General features: G+C 73.7%; 14 protein-coding genes and 1 tRNA gene. 6 read left to right on the top strand and 9 right to left on the bottom strand.

Annotated features, from left to right (window positions below; all coding sequences use genetic code 11):
- Nucleotides 1-3: 3 nt before the first annotated feature.
- Genes HH311_RS10340 through HH311_RS10320 form a run of 5 tightly spaced genes read right to left on the bottom strand, consistent with a single transcriptional unit; the run spans nt 4 to nt 6,467 of the window.
- Nucleotides 4-1,491 (bottom strand): penicillin-binding protein 2, encoded by a 1,488-nt coding sequence (locus tag HH311_RS10340; protein ID WP_169183556.1) that lies wholly within the window; start codon nt 1,489-1,491, stop codon nt 4-6.
- Nucleotides 1,488-3,281, bottom strand: coding sequence for an FtsW/RodA/SpoVE family cell cycle protein (locus tag HH311_RS10335; RefSeq protein ID WP_211190063.1), 1,794 nt, complete (start codon nt 3,279-3,281; stop codon nt 1,488-1,490). Before HH311_RS10335 ends, HH311_RS10340 begins: the two co-directional genes overlap by 4 nt.
- The gene (locus HH311_RS10330; RefSeq protein ID WP_169183555.1) at nt 3,281-4,681 is read right to left on the bottom strand and encodes a protein phosphatase 2C domain-containing protein; all 1,401 of its coding nucleotides are present in this window, start codon (nt 4,679-4,681) and stop codon (nt 3,281-3,283) included. The genes HH311_RS10335 and HH311_RS10330 overlap by 1 nt, the downstream gene beginning before the upstream one ends.
- A 55-nt stretch (nt 4,682-4,736) precedes the next feature.
- On the bottom strand, nt 4,737-5,213 hold the full coding sequence (locus HH311_RS10325; protein WP_169183554.1) for an FHA domain-containing protein: 477 nt from the start codon (nt 5,211-5,213) through the stop codon (nt 4,737-4,739).
- Between the two features lie 12 nt (nt 5,214-5,225).
- On the bottom strand, nt 5,226-6,467 hold the full coding sequence (locus HH311_RS10320; RefSeq protein ID WP_169183553.1) for an FhaA domain-containing protein: 1,242 nt from the start codon (nt 6,465-6,467) through the stop codon (nt 5,226-5,228).
- Between the two features lie 197 nt (nt 6,468-6,664).
- Between HH311_RS10320 and HH311_RS10315 the strand changes: the two genes are divergently transcribed.
- Nucleotides 6,665-6,747, top strand: a tRNA-Leu gene (locus HH311_RS10315).
- 31 nt (nt 6,748-6,778) lie between these two features.
- Nucleotides 6,779-7,819, top strand: coding sequence for a DUF4185 domain-containing protein (locus HH311_RS10310; protein ID WP_169183552.1), 1,041 nt, complete (start codon nt 6,779-6,781; stop codon nt 7,817-7,819).
- Between the two features lie 601 nt (nt 7,820-8,420).
- On the opposite strand, the gene rfbB is transcribed toward HH311_RS10310, so the two are convergent.
- Nucleotides 8,421-9,461: a dTDP-glucose 4,6-dehydratase gene (rfbB, locus tag HH311_RS10305; protein WP_169183551.1), complete on the bottom strand. Its 1,041-nt coding sequence runs from the start codon at nt 9,459-9,461 to the stop codon at nt 8,421-8,423.
- A gap of 137 nt (nt 9,462-9,598) precedes the next feature.
- On the opposite strand from rfbB, the gene serS reads away from it, so the two are divergent.
- Entirely contained in the window at nt 9,599-10,900 is a 1,302-nt protein-coding gene (serS, locus tag HH311_RS10300) for a serine--tRNA ligase (protein WP_169183550.1), read from the top strand.
- A 3-nt stretch (nt 10,901-10,903) separates the two neighbouring features.
- On the opposite strand, the gene HH311_RS10295 is transcribed toward serS, so the two are convergent.
- Complete coding sequence (locus tag HH311_RS10295; RefSeq protein ID WP_169183549.1) at nt 10,904-11,749, bottom strand: thioesterase family protein; 846 nt, start codon at nt 11,747-11,749, stop codon at nt 10,904-10,906.
- The gene (locus HH311_RS10290) at nt 11,749-12,216 is read right to left on the bottom strand and encodes an antitoxin (RefSeq protein ID WP_169183548.1); all 468 of its coding nucleotides are present in this window, start codon (nt 12,214-12,216) and stop codon (nt 11,749-11,751) included. Before HH311_RS10290 ends, HH311_RS10295 begins: the two co-directional genes overlap by 1 nt.
- Nucleotides 12,217-12,489: 273 nt before the next feature.
- Here HH311_RS10290 and HH311_RS31575 point away from each other — a divergent pair, with 273 nt between their 5' ends.
- Nucleotides 12,490-13,995 (top strand): serine/threonine-protein kinase, encoded by a 1,506-nt coding sequence (locus HH311_RS31575; RefSeq protein WP_169183547.1) that lies wholly within the window; start codon nt 12,490-12,492, stop codon nt 13,993-13,995.
- Between the two features lie 64 nt (nt 13,996-14,059).
- On the opposite strand, the gene HH311_RS10280 is transcribed toward HH311_RS31575, so the two are convergent.
- A complete protein-coding gene (locus tag HH311_RS10280) occupies nt 14,060-16,465 on the bottom strand; it encodes a glycosyl hydrolase family 65 protein (RefSeq protein ID WP_312030061.1) in 2,406 nt (801 codons plus the stop codon).
- Between the two features lie 61 nt (nt 16,466-16,526).
- Here HH311_RS10280 and HH311_RS10275 point away from each other — a divergent pair, with 61 nt between their 5' ends.
- Entirely contained in the window at nt 16,527-17,357 is an 831-nt protein-coding gene (locus HH311_RS10275; protein ID WP_169183545.1) for an IclR family transcriptional regulator, read from the top strand.
- A 32-nt stretch (nt 17,358-17,389) separates the two neighbouring features.
- Entirely contained in the window at nt 17,390-18,520 is a 1,131-nt protein-coding gene (locus HH311_RS10270; RefSeq protein ID WP_169183544.1) for a 5-methyltetrahydropteroyltriglutamate--homocysteine S-methyltransferase, read from the top strand.
- Nucleotides 18,521-18,794: the final 274 nt, after the last annotated feature.

The following is an 18,794-nucleotide window of genomic DNA, read 5'->3' as shown; positions in this document are numbered from 1 at the left end:
GAGCTATCTCCCTCCCTGCTGCAGGGCCGCGGCGACGACCGCGCGACCGATCGGGCCGGCCACCGACGACCCGGTGGCGTCGTCGCCCCGGTTCCCGCCCTTTTCGACGATCACCGAGACCGCCACCTGCGGGTCGGGCACCGGACCGAACACGTCGTACCAGGTGTGCGGCGGGCTGGTCTTGGGGGTGGGTCCCTGCTCGGCCGTCCCGGTCTTCGACGCCAGCTGGACACCGGGGATCTTGCCACTGCTGGTGCTGCCGGTCCCGCCGTTCTCCGAGCCGATCATCAGCTGGGTCAGCGTCGACGCGGTCGAGGAGGAGAACGCGCGCGACCCGCGGTCGGGCGACGTCGTGTCGACGACGGAGAGGTCCGAGCCCTGGATCTCGCTGACCAGGTGCGGCGAGACCGGCACGCCGCCGTTCGCGATCGTCGCGGTGATCATGGCGTTCTGCAGCGGCGTCATCCGCACGTCGCGCTGGCCGATGCCGGACTGCGCGAGCGCCGAGGCGTCCGACAGGTCGCCGACGTCGGACTCGGCGACCGGCATCGGGATCGTCTGGGACGGGTTCTCCATGCCCAGCGCCGTGGCCATCGCCTTGAGCTTGTCCCCGCCGAGCTGGTCGGCGAGCTGGGCGAACGGCCCGTTGCAGGACTTCGCGAAGGCCACCGAGAGCGGCACCGTCGCCCCGGAGCCGCAGGCCTCACCGTTGTAGTTCTCCAGCGTGGTCGTGCCGTCGGGCAGGGTGATCCGGGGCGCCGCCGTCACCGGGGTGTCCGGGGTGACCATCCCCGCGTCGAGCGCGGCCGCGGTGCTGACCAGCTTGAACGTCGATCCCGGGGGATAGGTGTTGCTGATGGCGCGGTCGATCAGCGGGGAGTCGGGGCTGTTCGGGTTGAGCGCGTTCCACGCGGCCTTCTGCGCGGCGCCGTCGTGGCTGGCCAGTGGGTTCGGGTCGTACGACGGCGTGGAGACCATCGCCAGGATCTCCCCGGTCTGCGGCCGGATCGCGACGACGCTGCCGGTGTAGCCCTTGGAGGTCATCGCGTCGTAGGCGGCCTGCTGGACCTTGGGGTCGATCGTCAGCGCGACGTTGCCGCCCGCGGGAGCCCGGCCGGTGATCACGTCGGAGATGCGGCGCACGAACAGCTTGTCGTCGGACCCGTTGAGGATCGAGTCCTCGGCGCGCTCGATGCCGTTCGAGCCGTAGATCTGCGAGTAGTAGCCGGTGATCGGCGCGTACATCGGGCCGTTGGTGTACTGGCGCAGGTACTTGAGCTTGTCGTTGGTGGGCACGCTCCCCGCGAGCACCTCGCCGTTCGCGCTGATCTGGCCGCGCTGGTGGGAGTACTCGTCGAGCAGGACGCGCTGGTTGTACTGGTTGGCCTTGTACTCGTCGGCCTTGACGACCTGCACCCACGTGGCCTGGCCGAGCAGCAGCACGATCAGGCCCATGACCACGAGGGAGACCCGTCGGAGCGGGGTGTTCACTCTCGGGTCCTCCCTCCGTCGCCGTGCTCGCCCGGGTGGTTCCGGCCGCGCGGGGGCTGGGGTGCCGCGCCGGCGCGGTGGGCCCCGGCCCCCGCCGGGCCGGGCTGGCCGGGCGCGAAGCCCGGCCCGCCGTGGGCGGGTGGGGGCGGGACCGGCGCACCCCGGGGCGGGGTCGTGCCGCGGGGCGGGGTCGGGGCGGGGCCGTGCCCGTCGTGCCCGGCGTGCCCGTTGCCGCCGTCGTCGTGCGCCGGTGAGCCGTGCGGCGGCGTGGCCGCGTCGCCCCGCGAGACCATCTCGGTGTGCGCCTCGGCCAGCGGCGTCCGCGGGCCCTCCGGTGGTGCGCCCCCGGCCGGCCGGGCCTTGTCGGTGGCCGGCTGGCGGGCCGCGTTCGACACCCGCAGCACCAGGGCCACGAGCGCGTAGTTCGCCACCAGCGACGACCCGCCGTAGGACATGAACGGCGCGGCCTGCCCGGTGTTGGGGATGAGGTCGATGACGCCGCCGCAGACGACGAACACCTGGATCATCACGGTGAAGCCGAGGCCCGCCGCCAGCAGCTTGCCGAAGGTGTCGCGCACCGCGAGCGCGGTGCGCAGGGCCCGCGTCGAGATCAGGCCGTAGAGCAGCAGCAGGGCCATGAGCCCGACGAGGCCGATCTCCTCACCCATCGAGGTGAAGATGAAGTCGGTGCTCGAGAGCGGGACGAGGTCCGGGCGGCCGGCGCCCAGGCCGGTGCCCAGCATCCCGCCGGTCGCGAGCCCGAAGAGGCCCTGGGAGACCTGGAAGCTCGTGTCCGCCGGGTCGCCGAGCGGGTTCAGCCACACGTCGACACGCAGTTGCACGCGGGACACGAACGTCCACGCCGCGAACGCGCCGGCGCCGAAGATGACCAGGCCGATGAGGACCCAGGACGCCCGTTCGGTGGCCACGTAGATCATCGCGAGGACGATCCCGAAGAACATCAACGAGGTGCCGAGGTCGGACTCGAAGACCAGGACGCCCATCGCGACGACCCAGGCGATGAGCAGCGGCGCGAGGTCGCGCGGCCGCGGGAACGTCATGCCCAGGAAGTGCCGGCCCGCCGTCGTGAACAGGTCGCGCTTGGAGACGAGGAACCCGGCGAAGAAGATCGTCAGCAGGATCTTGGCGAACTCGCCGGGCTGGATGCCGACGCCGCCGACCCGGATCCAGATCTTCGCGCCGTTCACCTCGGAGAGCGCCGAGGGCAGGATCGCCGGGAGACCGAGCAGGACCAGCCCGATGAACCCGGCGGTGTAGCCGTAGCGGGCCAGCGCGCGGTGGTCGCGCACCCGCCACATCACGACGACGAAGATGACCAGGCCGAGGGCGAGCCACGCGATCTGGCGCAGCGCGTCCGCGTCGGGCGCCGGGTTGCCCAGCTGCGCGGCCTTGGCCGCCTTGGCCAGGTCGATCCGGTGGATCATCACCAGGCCGAGCCCGTTGAGCAGCGCCGCGCACGGCAGCATCACGGGGTCGGCGTAGGGCGCGAACCGGCGCACCGCGAGGTGGGCGCCCCCGAACAGCGCGAGGTAGGCCAGCCCCAGGTAGAGCAGGGTGAGGTTGAGCTCCTGGTTCTGGTTGGCCTCGACGAGCACGAGCGCGCCGGTCGTGATGATCGCGGCGAAGGCGAGCAGCGCGAGCTCGATGCCGCGGCGGGTGGAGACGGCGGCGGCGACGATCGGGCGCAGCGCGGTGCGGTCCGCGGGCATCTCGGCGGCGCGAGCGGTGCCGCTCCGTCCGCCGGGCGCGGCCTGGGCGGGGCGGGCCATTACTGCACCCGGCGGCAGTCGCGTCCCGGGACCTGCGGGGACGTGGACACGGTCGGGGGCGCGGCGGCCACGGCCGCGGGCGTCTGGGCCCCGGGGGCCGCGGCGGTGGTGGGCACGGGCTGCTTCGCGGGATCGGCGGCGCCCGGAGCCGGCACCGCGGGGGCCGGTGGGGCCGGCGGTTTGCACACGGGGAGCATCTCGTCGGTGCGCAGCCGGTCGACGGTGCGGTGGGCACCGTCGAGGTCGGAGGTCGGGAGCGAGTCGCCCTGGACGGACATCCGCCCCACCTGGGTGAGGTCGCTGACCTTCAGCCCGGTCTGCTCGCTGACGTCCTGGAGCTGGACGCCGAGCACGTCGCCGCGCACGCCCTGGTAGATGACGACCTGGTCGCCCGCGACGCCGACGTAGTACTGCTGGGAGATCCACAGCCGCGTGACGAGCAGCGCGAGGCCGGCGAGCACGAGCACGCCGACGACGGCGAGCACGACCGCCATGCGCGAGCGGCGCGGCTTCGACCGTCCCCGGGCGCCGTCGTTGCGCGCGGGCACCGGGTCGGGGCGCGGGGAGGGCTCGGTGCGGGTCAGCGTGGCCGCCGAGGCGCGGGCGGCGGCGGAGTCGCCGGGGGGCGGGTCCGCGCGGCCGTCGCCGGCGGCGCCGCCGTAGATCGGCTGGTCCTCGCCGTAGTCGACGTCGACGACGTCCGCGACGATGCAGGTGACGTTGTCCGGGCCGCCGCCCTTGAGCGCGAGCTCGATGAGCCGGTCCGCGCAGCTCTGGGGGTCGGAGATCGTCAGCGCGTCCGCGATGGTCTCCGCGCTCACCACGCCGGAGAGGCCGTCGGAGCAGAGCAGGTAGCGGTCGCCCGCGCGCGCCTCGCGCACCGTCAGCGAGGGCTCGACGTCGTGCCCGGTCAGGGCCCGCAGCAGCAGCGATCGCTGCGGATGGCTCGCGGCCTCGTCCTCGGTGATGCGGCCCTCGTCGATGAGGGACTGCACGAACGTGTCGTCGCGGGTGATCTGGGTGAGGACGCCCTCGCGGAAAAGGTAGGCGCGGGAGTCCCCGACGTGGACCATGCCCAGCCGGCTGCCGGCGAACAGGACGGCGGTGAGCGTGGTGCCCATCCCGTCGAGGTCGGGCTCCTCGTGGACCAGCTCGGTGATGGCGTCGTTGCCCTGGGCCGTGGCCTCGGCGAGCTCGCCGAGCAGGTCGTCGCCCGGCTCGTCGTCGTCGAGGGGCACGAGCGCGGCGATGACCAGCTTCGAGGCCACCTCACCCGCCGCGTGGCCCCCCATGCCGTCCGCGAGCGCGAGCAGGCGCGGGCCCGCGTAGACCGAGTCCTGGTTGTTCTGCCGGACCAGGCCCCGGTCGCTGCGGGCGGAGTAGCGCAGCACCAGGGTCACGGGACGATCCTGCACTCACGGGCACGGACGTCGCGCACCCGGGTCGGGGCGGGCGTCATGTGCGGAGCTCGATCACGGTCTTGCCGATGCGGATCGGCGTGCCGGGCGGCACCTTCGTCGGGCCCGAGACCTTGGCCCGGTCGAGATAGGTGCCGTTGGTCGAGCCGAGGTCCTCGACGTACCAGTCGTTGCCGGACTGCGAGATGCGGGCGTGACGGGTCGACGCGTAGTCGTCGTCGAGCACCAGCGTCGAGTCGTCGGCGCGGCCGAGCATGATCGGCCGGCCGTCGAGCGCGATCCGGGTCCCGGCCAGCGCTCCGGCCGTGACGATCAACGACTTCGGCCCGCTCGACCGGCCCCCACCGCGTCCCGGCTTCGACGTCCCCCCGCGTGGGGGGCGCCGGGGCGCCGCCGCCCGCAACCCCGACGCGGCGTACAGGTCGGAGCGCACGACCCGTAGCGCGGCGAAGACGAACAGCCAGAGCAGCGCGAGGAACGCAGCCCGGGTGAGCTGGAGGACGAGTTCGGGCACGGGGAGAGCGCGTCAGCCCTGGGCGCGGAACAGCAGCGCGGAGTGCCCGACCCGGATGGTGTCGCCGTCGGCGAGCTGCCAGGTCTGCACCGGGGTGCCGTTGACCGTCGTGCCGTTGGTCGATCCGAGGTCGGACAGGGTGGCCTGCTGGCCGTCCCAGCTGATCTCGAGGTGACGACGGGACACGCCGGTGTCCGCGAGGCGGAACTGCGCGTCCTGGCCGCGGCCGATGACGTTCGCGCCCTGCACCAGCTGGTACGAGCGGTTCGAGCCGTCGTCCAGCGTCAGGCTCGCGGTCATCTGGCGCGTCTGCACGCCGCCGTAGCCGCCGCCCTGCTGGCCGTACGGGTCGTAGCCGCCCTGCTGGGCGTAGGGGTCGTAGCCGCCCTGGCCGTACTGGCCGCCGTACTGGTCGTAGCCCTGCGGCTGGCCGTACCCCTGCTGGCCGTAGCCCTGCTGCCCGTAGGGGTCGTAGCCCTGCGGCGGCTGGCCGTAGCCCTGCTGCCCGTAGGGGTCCTGGCCGTAGCCCTGCTGCGGGTAGCCGCCCTGCTGGCCGTACGGGTCCTGCCCGTAGCCCTGCTGCGGGTAGCCCTGCTGCGGGTAGCCGCCCTGCTGGCCGTAGGGGTCCTGGCCGTAGCCCTGCTGCGGGTAGCCGCCCTGCTGGCCGTACGGGTCCTGCCCGTAGCCCTGCTGCGGGTAGCCCTGCTGCGGGTAGCCGCCCTGCTGGCCGTACGGGTCCTGCCCGTAGCCCTGCTGGGGGTGTCCCTGCTGCTGGCCGTACGGGTCCGGCTGGCCGTACTGGTCCTCCGGGTAGCGACCGGGTGCCTGGCTCATGGGGTGCTCTCCTGCGGTTCGGGGGCTCGCGGTCCGCTGCCGCGACGCGTCGGGGTCAACGGACGACTTGGTGCGGAACTGTCCCGTGTGCAGCGCGTCGGAACGCTCCAGAGAGACTACGACCTCACCGTATGTCTCCCACCCGCCCTCTGTGAGGTGCTCTTCCACGCAGTCGACGAGCGAGTGGGTGATGGTCTCTTCGTCCCCCGCCATCCGAGCGTGGTCGGCGGGGCTGAGCGCCACCGTGTAGTGATTGGGCGCCAGCTGACGCCCACCGGCCAAGACTCGCACGCCGTCCTCCGCCTCTCGCCGGAGGGCCTGTGCGATCTCCTGGGGAACGACCTTGCCGCCGAAGACCCGCGCGAAGGTGTCACCCACGAAGCCTTCGAGCGCACGCTCGAAGCGCTGTGCGCGCCCCACCCGCGATCCCTCCTCCAGCTCCGCCGTCCGACAGCCACCCCGCTCGGAGTGTCGCCACTCGCGCGGGGCACGACGATGGTATCGGTCGCCGGCCGGAGCGCGTTGACCTCCTTCGTGGTGGGCCCCGGAGGGCGTGCTACCGTCGTTCCCGTCGATCACGCGGGACCGGTGCTCCGGCCGCTGATCAGGCACCACTCGGGCGAGTGGCGGAATGGCAGACGCGCACGGTTCAGGTCCGTGTATCCGGAAGGATGTGGGGGTTCAACTCCCCCCTCGCCCACACTTCCTCTCCCCGCGGGCACGCTGGCCCCATGGAGCCCGCGCACAAGGTCCGCGATCTGACCGGTCCCGGCATCACCGACCGCTTCGGCGTCGGTGGGACCGACCTCGGCGCCACCGTCCGCGCGCCGGACGGTCGGCTGGTGTCGGTGTTCGGTGACACGTTCGAGGACGCGGGGGTCGGCGGACCCGGGTGGCGCTCCCCGGTCGTCCTGTTCGCGGACCCGTCCTCCCGGACCGGCGGGCTGCGCTGGACCGGCTCGGCGGGGCCGGGCGACTACGCGTACCAGGTCGTCGACTACACCCACCACGGCTACCGGCGGGTGGGCCGCAGCGTCTTCGCCTGGCGGCGGATCTCGACGGTGCTGCCCACGGACGTGATCACGGTCGGGGACGAGATCTACCTGCACGTCATGGCCTGCCGGGGCCTGGGCAACCCCCGCGCGACCGAGCTGCACCACTCCCGGGACTCCGGGCGCACCTGGGATCCCGTGGGCTGCCGGTGGCGCGGCGACCACCTCGGCGGGCTCTTCCAGATGGTGACCTGGGAGATCGACGCCGCCGGGGAGTGGGTGTACGCCCTGTCGACCGGTTTCCAGCGCAACCGCGGCCTGGTCCTGCAGCGGGTGCGCCCCGACCGGCTCGGCGACCCCGCGGCATGGGACGGCTGGGGCTGGGACGGCACGACCTGGGACTGGGGCCGGCCGCCGACCGAGGTGCTCACCGGGGCGTTCGGCGAGATGTCCCTGCGGCGGGTCCCGGACGCGGCCGGGCGCGAGTGGTGGCTGCTGGTCGTCTTCGACGCCGGGAACTACCGCATCGACGCCTACCTGCTCGACCACCCGACCGCGAACCTCTACGCCGCCCCGCGCACGACGCTGCTGCACGGCTGCGGGTGGGGCGACGAGGACCACGCGGCCGGCCGGGTCGCCCAGCTCTACGGCGGCTACACCGTGCCGGGCTCGACGCTGGCCGACCTCGACGTCGTCGTCAGCCAGTGGAACACCGGGACGAACTGGCCGTACAGGTCGATGCAGTTCCACGCCGACGTGTCGTCGCTCGCTCCCCGCTGACACGCACGAACGGCCGGTTCATCACCTTCTTCGGTCACGAACCGGCCGTTCGTGCGCCCGGGGAGGGTCAGCAGCCCGACGCTCCGCGCGCACACCGGGCGGGCTCGGGCTCGTCGGTCGCGGGGGACCTGCGCGTGGCGCACACCCTGCGGCCGCCCGGGCTGAGGGTTCCGCCGCGATCGACACGCCGCGCACACACCGGTGGCGGCGGGCTCGTCGGTCGCGCGGGACCTGCGCGCGGCGCACACCCGGGCGACCCGTGCCGACGGTCCGGATCGCCTCGGCCGCGCGCCGGTCCCGGCACGTGTGCGCGGGGTGCGGGTAGGTGCTGAGCTCCACGCCGGCGACGAGCCCGTCGGCGACGAACCGGTCGCGGATGCGGCGGGCCGCGGTGGCGCACTCGAGCAGGCCGGTGCCGGACCCGGGTCCACGTCGACCACGAGCTCGCGACTGGAGATGTGCGCGAGGCACCGGTGTCGGGCGCGCTCCGAGCGTGCTGTTGACGCCGGAGTGTGTGTGGCGCGCAGGTCTTCCGAGGGTGCTGCCGGTCGGGCGCCGGAGTGTGTGCGCGACGCGTCGACCCACTGCCCGGCGGGCGTCGCTAGCGGGTGCCGCTCCAGTCGGCGTCGGCGCCCTCGACGACGGGGGAGCGGCCGAGCAGCGGGCGCCACCAGGCCTCGTTGGCGCGGTACCAGGCGACGGTGTCGGCGATGCCCTCGGTCCACTCGACGGCCGGGGCCCAGCCGAGCTCGGTGCGCAGCTTGGTGGAGTCGAGCAGGTAGCGCCGGTCGTGGCTGGGCCGGTCCGGGACGATCGTCTTCAGCTCGGGCCCGAGGCCCAGCGCGCCCAGGACGGTGTCGGCGATGCCCTCGATGTCGACCTCGACCCCGGAGCCGACGTTGTAGGTCTCGCCGGTCCGCCCGTGGTGGAGCACCCGGTCGATCGCCGAGGCGTGGTCGGAGACGTGCAGCCACTCGCGGCGGTTCTTGGTCGAGGCGTAGAGCGGCAGCGGCTCGCCGGCCAGCGCGCGGGTGGTGAACAGCGGGATGACCTTCTCGGGGAACTGGCGCGGCCCGTAGTTGTTCGAGCAGTTGGTGATGGTGACCGGGATGTCGTAGGTCAGCCCGTAGGCGCGGACCACGTGGTCGCCGCCGGCCTTGGCCGCGTTGTAGGGGGTCCGCGGCAGGTAGGGGTGCTCTTCGGAGAACGCCACTCCGTCTCCCGCGGCGTCCAGTGGAAGGTCGCCGTAGACCTCGCAGGTCGAGATGTGGTGGAACCGGGAGACCCCGACGCGGCGGACGGCCTCGAGCAGCGCCTGGGTGCCCATGACGTTGGTGGCGAAGAAGTCGCCGGGGCGCAGGATGGCCAGCGAGTTGTGGGACTCGGCGGCGAAGTTGACCACCACGTCGACGGAGTGGGCGCGCAGCAGGTGCGCGACCAGGTCGGTGTTGGCGATCGAGCCGTGCACGAACTCGACGCCGTCGAGCAGCTGCCCGTCCGGGCCGTTCAGGGACTCCCGGACCCCGGCATAGGTCAGCGCGTCCAGCGCGACCACCCGGTCACCGGGGTGGACCTGGCGCCAGTAGCGCACGAAGTTCGAGCCGATGAAACCGGCTGCACCGGTGACGAGGACGGTGGACACTCGGCTCTCCTGGGGACTGCGACGTCACGGGCTCGACCGAACCTAACCGACCGCGCCGCAGGTCCCGACGTGCCGGTGCGGCACCCTGGTGACTCCCCGGCACGGCCACCCCCACGACGACACCCCCAGAGGACGGCATGCACGACGCACGGACCCTCATCGAGCTCGGCGACGAGGCGGTCCGCCGCCTCGCGCGACGCGGCTACGCCCTGGACCTGGCCGGGCTCGAGGAGCTCTCCGCGCGGCGCGCCTCCGCGATCAGCCGGGCCGACGACCTGCGGGCCGAGTCGAAGCGCGTCGCCGGCGAGGTCGGCCGCGTCGCGAAGGAGACCAGGGGGCAGGGCGCGGAGGTCGAGGAGCTCAAGGCCCGCGCCCGGGAGCTCAAGGACGAGATCCGCGAGGCCGACGAGGCCGTCGACGCCGCCGAGGCCGCGTTGCGGACCGTCCTGCTCGCGATCCCCAACCTCCCCGACGAACAGACCCCGGACGGCGACTCCGACGCCGACGCGGTCGAGGTCCGCCGCTGGGGCACACCGCCCGAGTTCTCGTTCGAGACGAAGGACCACGTCGACCTCGGCGAGGCCATGGGCATCCTCGACTTCGGGCGCGCCGCGAAGCTCTCGGGCGCGCGCTTCAGCGTGGCCCGCGGGCCGGGCGCCGTGCTCGAGCGGGCGCTGGCCTCGCTGTTCCTCGCGCTGCACACGGGGCGCCACGGCTACACCGAGTTCTCGGTGCCGTACCTGGTCACGGCCGAGACGATGACCGGCACCGGGCAGCTGCCGAAGTTCGAGGAGGACCTCTTCAAGACCGGCACCGACGACCGGACCCTCTACCTCATCCCGACCGCCGAGGTCCCGCTGACGAACCTCCACGCGGGCGAGATGCTCGACGCCGAGGCGCTCCCGCTCGCCTACACCGCGTGGACGCCGTGCTTCCGGTCCGAGGCGGGCAGCTACGGCCGCGACACCCGCGGCCTGCTGCGGCTGCACCAGTTCTCCAAGGTCGAGATGGTGCGCTTCTGCGCCGCGGAGGAGTCGGGCACCGAGCTGGAGCTCATGGTCTCGCACGCCGAGGCGTGCCTGCAGGCGCTCGGCCTGGCCTATCGCGTCGTCCGGCTCGCGGCGGGCGACATGGGGTTCGCGGCGCGGATGACCTACGACGTCGAGGTGTGGCTGCCCAGCCAGGGCACGTTCCGGGAGATCTCGTCGTGCTCGGACTGCGGGACCTTCCAGTCGCGCCGGGCCGGGATCCGCGCCAAGGACGGGCAGGGCACCCGGCAGGCCGTCGCGACCCTCAACGGCTCCGGCCTGCCGATCGGCCGGACCGTGGCGGCGCTGCTCGAGCAGTTCCAGGAGCCCGACGGCTCGGTGGCGGTCCCCGAGGTGCTCCACCCCTGGACCGGGTTCCGCCGGATCCTCGCCGACGGCACCACGGAGTAGGCGCTACCGGCGGACGGCGGCGAGCTGGGTGGCCTGACCGACCATCCGGCCGTCGGTGTCCCACACCCGGCACGACTCGTGCATCCGCTCCCCGGCGAGGTGGTCCACCCACTGCGTCAGGCGCAGCGGGCCGGGGGCGGGCACGGCGTGGACGTGCGCGGTCAGCGACATCGTCGGCGACCAGCCGGTGAGGCCGAGGTCGAACGAGGCCGGCGGCAGCACGTCGAGCGCCACGAGCAGCCCGACCGGGGACCAGGGCTCGCGGGTGTCGAGCTCGGCCCAGCCCGACAGCCGGCCCTCGCCGGTGGGGCGGCCGGACAGGAACCCCAGCGAGTCCGGCGCCAGGCGGGTGTCGACGACCTCCATGAGCGGCAGGCCCCCGCGCCCGTCGGGCGTGTCGACCGGGCGACGCTCGCACCGCTCGAAGGGCGGCAGCGCGACGGGCGCGGGAGAGATGTCCCCCTCGTGCGGGCCCGGCGCGGGGACCGCGCCCAGCACCAGGGCGATCTCCACGCACGGCCGGTCGTCCTGGTCGAGGCGCGCCCGGACCTGGGTCGCGCCCCGGCCCCGGCGCAGCACGTCGACGGTGACGACGGCCGGTCCGGGGTCGGGCGCGCGCAGGAACGTGCCGGTGACGGCCTCGGGGACGTCGTGCGCCGCGCCGGCCCGGGACCCGTCGTCGGGACCCGTGCCGTCCGCGAGCTCGTCCACCGCGGCCTGGGCCAGCAGGGCGAGCAGGTACCCGCCGTGCATCTTCGGCCCGATGCACCACTGCTCGTCGAGCAGGGCGGTGCGCCGTCCGGGCTCGCCGGTCGGCTCGGTGGTGGTCGCCTTCGCCAGCTCCGCCATCAGACCTGCGGCGGGCGCGGCGGCAGGTCGCCGTCGTCGGGGGTGATGGGCCCGGGCGGCGTGGTCCCGGGGGCGCTCTCCCGGGGCGGCGTCGGCACGTCGGGCGACGCGGCGGCGTGTGGGGCCGCCGCGTGGGAACCCTCGTCGGGCGTGATCGGCCCGGGCGGCGTGGTCCCGGGAGCGCCGGGCGCCGGGTCGCCCGCCGAGGCCCCGGGGGCGCCCGGCTCGCCCGACGTCGGGGTGGAAGAACCCTGGGAGGCCACCCAGCCGATGCCGTCGCCGACCTTCGACTCGACCTTGCCGATCTGGTCGGAGTACTTCCCGCCGGTCTTCTCGTCGACCCAGCGGGCGGCCTTGCCGAGGGTGCCCTTGATGGTGTCCTCGTTCTCCGACACCTTCGCGCTCACGGTGTCGCGCAGGTCGGAGGCCGTCTGCTTGCCCTGACGGATGATCTCGTCGCGGTCCATGGCTGTCCCTCGTGCTCTCTCGCGGTCTGCGGAGGTGGACGGTTACCCGAATATACCGACGACAACCGGGTCGAGATCGTTCCCGGATCGAGGTCACGCCCCGGTCACCTGCTGCTCACGGGACGTGGCGACGGGGCGCACCGACGGGGTGCCCGACGGGCCGCGGGGAGGGACACGGCACCATGGGACCCTCAGGCGCCCGGTCCCGACCGGTGACGCCGGGTCCGGCGGGGGCGGACCGGGGACAGGACCACACGAGGAGGCACGCGGGCGGTGAGTTCGACGGAGGCGGGTCCCCCGTCCACCGTGGGCGCGGGCCGGTACACGCTCGGCGACCTCATCGGTCGGGGCGGTGCGGCGGAGGTCTATCGCGCGCGCGACGAGCTGCTCGGGCGCGACGTCGCGGTCAAGCTGTTCCCGGCCGGCGTGGGCGAGGCCGACGAGTCCCGGCGGCAGCGCGAGGTCCAGACGCTCGCCGGCATGAACCACCCCGGCCTGGTCACGATCTACGACGTCGGCCAGGAGGGCAGCCGCGCCTACTTCGTGATGCAGCTCATCGAGGGCGAGTCCCTCGCCGACCGCATCCGGAGCGGCCCGCTGCGCCTCGGGGACGTCGTCGCACTCGGCGCCGCCCTCGCCGACGCCCTCACCTACGTGCACCGCCACGGCGTCGTCCACCGCGACATCAAGCCGGGCAACGTGCTGCTCGACACCGACGGCCGCCCGCACCTGTCGGACTTCGGCATCGCCGTGCTCGCCGACGCCACCAACATCACCGCCACCGGCATGGTGATCGGCACCGCGTCGTACCTCTCGCCCGAGCAGGTCCGCGGCCAGCCCGTCGGGCCCGCGTCGGACGTCTACGCGCTGGGGCTGGTGCTGCTCGAGTGCATCACCGCCCGCCGCGAGTACCCCGGCAACGCCCTCGAGGCCGCCGTCGCGCGGCTGCACCGCCCGCCGGACATCCCGCCGGACCTGCCCCAGGCGCTCGGCGGCCTGCTGGTCGCGATGACCCGGGACGAGCCGACCGAGCGCCCGACGACCGAGCAGGTCGTCGGCGAGCTGCGCATGATCGCCCGCGACGCCGGCATGGACGCCGAGACGGTGCTCGCGCCCGCCCCGGTCACCGGCACGAACGCGATGCGCACCACCGCCATGGGCCCGCCCGGGACGGGTCCCGGCATGGTCGCCGGCACCGGCGCGACCTACGCGATGAGCCCCGGCACCCCGCCCGGGGCCTACGACCCCTACGGCGCCACCCAGCGCGTCGGCACCCCGCCCGGCGGCTACCCGCCCTACGGGGCGGACGGCCGGACGGCGCTCGTCGGGGGCCCGGGCACCATGACGGGTGCCCCGGTCGCCGAGGAGCCCGCCCGGCGGAAGCGCTGGCCCGTCATCGTCGCGATCGTCGCCGCGCTCCTCGTGGCCGCCGGGGTCGGCGCCTACGCGCTGCTCGGCAACAGCTCCACCCAGGCGCCCGCGCCGGTCCCGACCGTCGCTCCGCCCGCCGCCCCGGTGTCGACCACCACGACGACGGAGGAGGAGACCCGCACCCGCACCCGTCGCACGACGACGGAGGCGCCGACGACCACGCAGGCCCCGCCGCCGGTGGTGACGACGACGCAGGCGCCGCCGCCGACCACGCAGCAGCAGCAGACGACGACCACCACGACGACGACGGCCGCCCAGAACCAGCAGCAGGGGAACGGCGGGGTGCTGTTCCCGGGCAACAACTTCGGGCGCGGGCAGCAGCAGGACACCGGCACCACCGGCCAGTGAGCCGGCCGGCCCGGGCGATCGCCCGGGCCGGCGCCCCTGGTGCCGGGCGCTGCCGGCGCCGCCGCTACTGGTGCAGGCGCCGGAACAGCGGCGCCCGTCCCGGGGGCTGCTCGATGGGCCCGCGGGGCGGCGCCTGCGGGATCTCGAAGGTCTGCGCCTCGCCGACCGCGAGGGTGAAGTCCTCGTCGTGGTGGCGCAGCTCGAGCTCCTCGGCGGAGGTCGGCGCCATGCCGGCCGGCCCGGAGTGGTGCTCGGGGACCTCCTCGAGGCGGTAGGTCGCCTCGCCGTGCCCGACCTCGACGTGGACCGAGCGCCCGCGCCAGAGCAGCCGGAACCGCAGCCCGGAGACCGCCGAGGGCAGCCGCGGCGCGAACGTGAGCCGCCCGTTGTGCGTGCGCATCCCGCCGAGGCCCTGGACCACCGCGGTCCACGAGCTCGCCAGCGCGGCGAGGTGGATGCCGTCGCGGACGTTGTTCTCGAGGTCGGCGAGGTCCATCTGCGAGGACTCGCACAGGTAGTCGTAGGCCAGGTCGAGGTGCCCGGTCTCGGCGGCCATCACCGCGAGCGTGCCGGGGGAGAGCGAGGAGTCCCGGACGGTGATCCGCTCGTAGTAGGCGAAGTTGTCCGCCTTCTGCTCCTGGGTGAACGCGTCGGGGCACTGGACCATCGCGAGCACCAGGTCCGGCTGCTTGACGACCTGCTTGCGGTACAGGTCGAAGTACGGGTAGTTGAGCAGCAGCGGGTAGTGGTCCTCGGGCGTCCCCTCGAAGTCCCACAGCGCGTGCGAGGTGAAGCCCTCGGCCTGCGCGTGGATGCCGAGCTTCTCGTCGTAGGGGATCACCATCGCGCTCGCGGCCGACCGCCAGCTCGCGATCTCCTCCGAGTGCACCCCGAGCCGCTCGGCCTCGCGGGGGTGGCGCACGCAGACGTCGGCCGCGCCGCGCAGGTTCCGCTGCGCCATGAGGTTCGTGTAGACGTTGTTGTCCGCCACCGCGGAGTACTCGTCGGGCCCCGTCACGCCGTCGATGCGGAAGTTGGACTCGCTGTCGTGGTGCCCCAGCGAGCGCCACAGCCGGGCCGTCGCGACGAGGAGGTCGACCCCGACCTCGCGCTCGAAGTCGTCGTCGGCGGTGGCCGCGACGTAGCGCAGCACGGCGTCGGCGATGTCGGCGTTGACGTGGAACGCGGCGGTGCCCGCGGGCCAGTACCCGGAGCACTCCTCCCCGCGGATCGTGCGCCACGCGAAGGCCGCCCCCTTCAGCCCCAGGTGCTCGGCGTGCCGCTCGGCGATGTCGAGGGTGGAGTGCCGCCAGCGCAGCGCGTCGGCGGCCGCCCGGGGCTGGGTGAACATGAAGACCGGCAGCACGAACGTCTCGGTGTCCCAGAGGCAGTGCCCGTCGTAGCCCTGCCCGGTGAGGCCCTTCGCGCCGATCGCGCGCTTCTCGGCGCGGGCGCCTGCCTGCAGCACGTGGAAGAGGCTGAAGCGGATCGCCTGCTGGAGGCGCGGGTCGCCGTCGATCTCCACGTCGGCGCGGGCCCAGAACGCGTCGAGGTACTCGCGCTGCGCGGCGACCAGGCCGTCCCACCCGGTGTAGAGCGACGCGTCGAGCGCGGCCTCCACCTGGTCGACGATGGCCGGCTGCGACCGCGAGCTCGACCAGCCGTAGGACAGGAACTTGACGATGCGCAGCGTCGAGCCCGGCTTGAGGCGGGTGATGACGGTGGTGCGCCCGACGTTGTTGGAGCAGGAGCTCTCGACCTGGACGTCGTCGGGGCCGTAGACCTGGTGCTCCATCGCGGCGCCGACGCGCAGCTCGGAGCGGCGGGTCTGGTGCGTCATCCGCGCGCCGTAGTGCGAGTGGGAGTGGTGCTCCGGGATGAGCGGGTCCTTGAGCGCCGCCGCCACGCGCGGGTCGCCCTCGACCTGGGGCATCTGCTCGTTGGCGAAGAGCTCGGACTGCACGACGAGCAGCGCGTCGGACCCGGCGTCGGCGGGGATGGAGACCTCGTAGGAGATCGCGGCGACGGCGCGCTGGGAGAAGGACACCAGGCGCTGCGAGGTGACGTCGACGCGCTGCCCGTTGGGCGAGGTCCACTCGACGTGGCGGGTGAGGATCCCCGAGCGCATGTCCAGCGTCCGCTCGTGGGCGTGGACCTGGCCGTAGCGGACGTCGAGCGGCTCGTCGTCGACGAGCAGCCGGATCAGCTTGCCGTTGGGGACGTTGACCAGCGTCTGGCCCTCGTCGGGGAAGCCGAAGCCGCCCTCGGCGTAGGGCAGGGGCCGCGACTCGAAGAACGAGTTGAGGTACGTCCCCGGCATCCGGTGCGGCTCCCCCTCGTCGAGGTTGCCCCGCATGCCCACGTGGCCGTTCGCGAGCGCGAAGAGCGACTCGGTGGGGCCCAGCAGGTCCACGTCGAGCTCGGGCTCGTGCACCGACCACGGGTCGACGTTGAACACGTTCGAGATCACGGGGGGACTGTATCCATCCCGCCCGACGGCGCCGAGGCCCGCGCATGGCGATGATGGGGCGATGGCGGGCCTCGGATCGGTGCACCGCGCCCTGCGCGTGCTCGAGGTGGTCGCCGACGCGGGTGACGGCATCACCGCGAAGGCGGTCGCCCGGCGCCTGGACTACAACCTCTCGACGACCTACCACCTCCTGACGAGCCTCGTCGACGACGGCTACCTCGTCCGGCTCGAGCCCGCCCGCGGCTTCGGGCTCGGGCCGAAGCTGCCCGCGCTCAACGACCGGCTCCGCGCGCAGCTGCCGATCCCCCCGGGCCTCGGCGCGACGCTGCGGCGGGCGCACGCGACGGCGGGGGCGGCGGTGCTGTACGCCGCCTACCGCGACGCCGACGTCGTCGTGGTCGCCTCCGACGACTGCCCGGAGCACCCGGTGCCGACGATCTCGACGTGGCGCGGCGCGCTGCACGCGACCGCCGTCGGGAAGCTCCTGCTGGCGGCGCTCCCGCCGGCCCGGCGGACCGAGGTGCTCGCGCGCGACGGGCTCGCCCCCCTCGCCTCCCGCACGATCTCCTCCCGCGACGTCCTCGACCGCGAGCTCGCCGCCGTGCTCCGGCGCGGCCTGGCCACCGACCGGGGCGAGTTCCGCGAACGCCTGGCCTGCATGGCGGCGCCGGTCCTGCGCGGCGACCCCGTCGAGCGGTCGGCGGAGGAGACGCTGGTCGGGGCCGTGGCCGTCGCCGTCCCCGTGGTCCCCGCCGGCGGGCCCGGCAGCCTCCACGGACGCCGCGACCGGCTCGAGCGGGCGGTCCGCGCCGCCGCGGCCCGCGTCTCGACGACGTTCGCCGACGGCTGGGTCGGCACGGATCCGGTTTCCACTGGGTGGGACGGCCGGTGACCCGCCGCCCCGCGACACGGTGAGGTGTGCGCATGTCCGCGAGGAAGACGGCTCCGTTCCGTGCCGACCACGTCGGCAGCCTCCTGCGTCCCCCGGCCCTGCTGACGGCGCGCGCCGCGCACGCCGAGGGCCGGCTCGGCGACGACGAGCTCCGCGCGGCGGAGGACGACGCGATCCGCGACGTCGTCGCCATGCAGGAGTCGGTGGGCCTGCAGGCGGCCACCGACGGCGAGTTCCGCCGCACGTCGTGGCACATGGACTTCCTCTACCAGCTCGACGGGGTCTCCTCGTCGAAGGACTCGTCGGTCGAGGTGGCGTTCCGCAACGCCAGCGGCAACCTCACCTTCGCGTCGATGTCGCTGGTGATCGACCGGCGCATCGGGCTCTCCACGACGATCTTCGGCGACGCCTTCTCGATGCTCGCCTCGACGGTGACCTCGGCCGTGCCGAAGCTGACGATCCCGTCGCCGTCGATGCTGCACTACCGCCTCGGCGGCGCCCCGGTGCACGAGGGCTCGCCGTACACCGACCCCGACCAGTTCTGGTCGGACCTCGCGGGGGCGTACCGGGAGGAGATCTCGCGGCTGTACGGGCTCGGGGTGCGCTACCTCCAGCTCGACGACACCTCGCTCGCCTACCTCAACGACCCGGCCCAGCGCGAGTCGATGGCGGCCCGCGGCGAGGACGCCGACCACATGCACGAGCGCTACGTCGACACCATCAACGCCGCGCTGTCCGGCCGGCCGGACGACCTCCGCGTGACCACGCACATGTGCCGCGGCAACTACCGCTCCTCCTGGGCGGCCGAGGGCGGCTACGACCACGTCGCGGAGAAGGTCTTCGGCGGGCTCGAGGTCGACGGCTTCTTCTGCGAGTACGACGACGCCCGCTCCGGCGACTTCTCCCCGCTGCGCTACCTGCCGCGGGGTGACCAGCAGGTGGTGCTCGGCCTGGTGACGACGAAGTCCGGGCAGCTGGAGTCGCCGGACACGCTGAAGCGCCGGATCGACGAGGCGTCGCAGGTGGTGCCGCTCGAGCAGCTCTGCCTCTCCCCGCAGTGCGGGTTCTCCTCGACGGTCGAGGGCAACGAGCTGTCGTACGACCAGGAGGTCGCGAAGCTGGAGCTGATCGTGTCGGTGGCCGAGGACGTGTGGGGCTCCTGACCTCCTGCTGACCTGCCCCTGACCGCTCCCAGACCTCCCCCAGGCCGGGCGCCGGTCCCCCTCCACGGGACGAACTACTCGTTCGTGTACCTAGAAGCAACGAACGAGTCGTTCGTGTCGTCGGGGTCGACGCATTCGGCCGCGAACCGCTCAGCCAGACCGTCTCGCCGGTTGTCCCCAGCGGCACCGAACCCCGACTTGTCCACAGCGTGCTTCTCGGCCACTCACGATCGGTCGGACATGCTGCGCATCGTGCAGCCATGCCTCGTCGGAG

The organism is Actinomycetospora sp. TBRC 11914, assembly GCF_012933465.1.
Classification (GTDB): Bacteria; Actinomycetota; Actinomycetes; order Mycobacteriales; family Pseudonocardiaceae; genus Actinomycetospora.
The sequence above is the reverse complement of the archived record's forward strand: the minus strand, read 5'-3'. Positions and strand labels throughout refer to the sequence as shown.

What these genes read in the sequence shown, in the direction of transcription:
- HH311_RS10335 (WP_211190063.1), bottom strand. Translation starts at nt 3,281, where the DNA reads ATGGCCCGCCCCGCCCAGGCCGCGCCCGGCGGACGGAGCGGCACCGCT.
- HH311_RS10310 (WP_169183552.1), top strand. Translation starts at nt 6,779, where the DNA reads ATGGAGCCCGCGCACAAGGTCCGCGATCTGACCGGTCCCGGCATCACC.
- serS (WP_169183550.1), top strand. Translation starts at nt 9,599, where the DNA reads ATGCACGACGCACGGACCCTCATCGAGCTCGGCGACGAGGCGGTCCGC.
- HH311_RS10295 (WP_169183549.1), bottom strand. Translation starts at nt 11,749, where the DNA reads ATGGCGGAGCTGGCGAAGGCGACCACCACCGAGCCGACCGGCGAGCCC.
- HH311_RS10290 (WP_169183548.1), bottom strand. Translation starts at nt 12,216, where the DNA reads ATGGACCGCGACGAGATCATCCGTCAGGGCAAGCAGACGGCCTCCGAC.
- HH311_RS10275 (WP_169183545.1), top strand. Translation starts at nt 16,527, where the DNA reads ATGGCGGGCCTCGGATCGGTGCACCGCGCCCTGCGCGTGCTCGAGGTG.
- HH311_RS10270 (WP_169183544.1), top strand. Translation starts at nt 17,390, where the DNA reads ATGTCCGCGAGGAAGACGGCTCCGTTCCGTGCCGACCACGTCGGCAGC.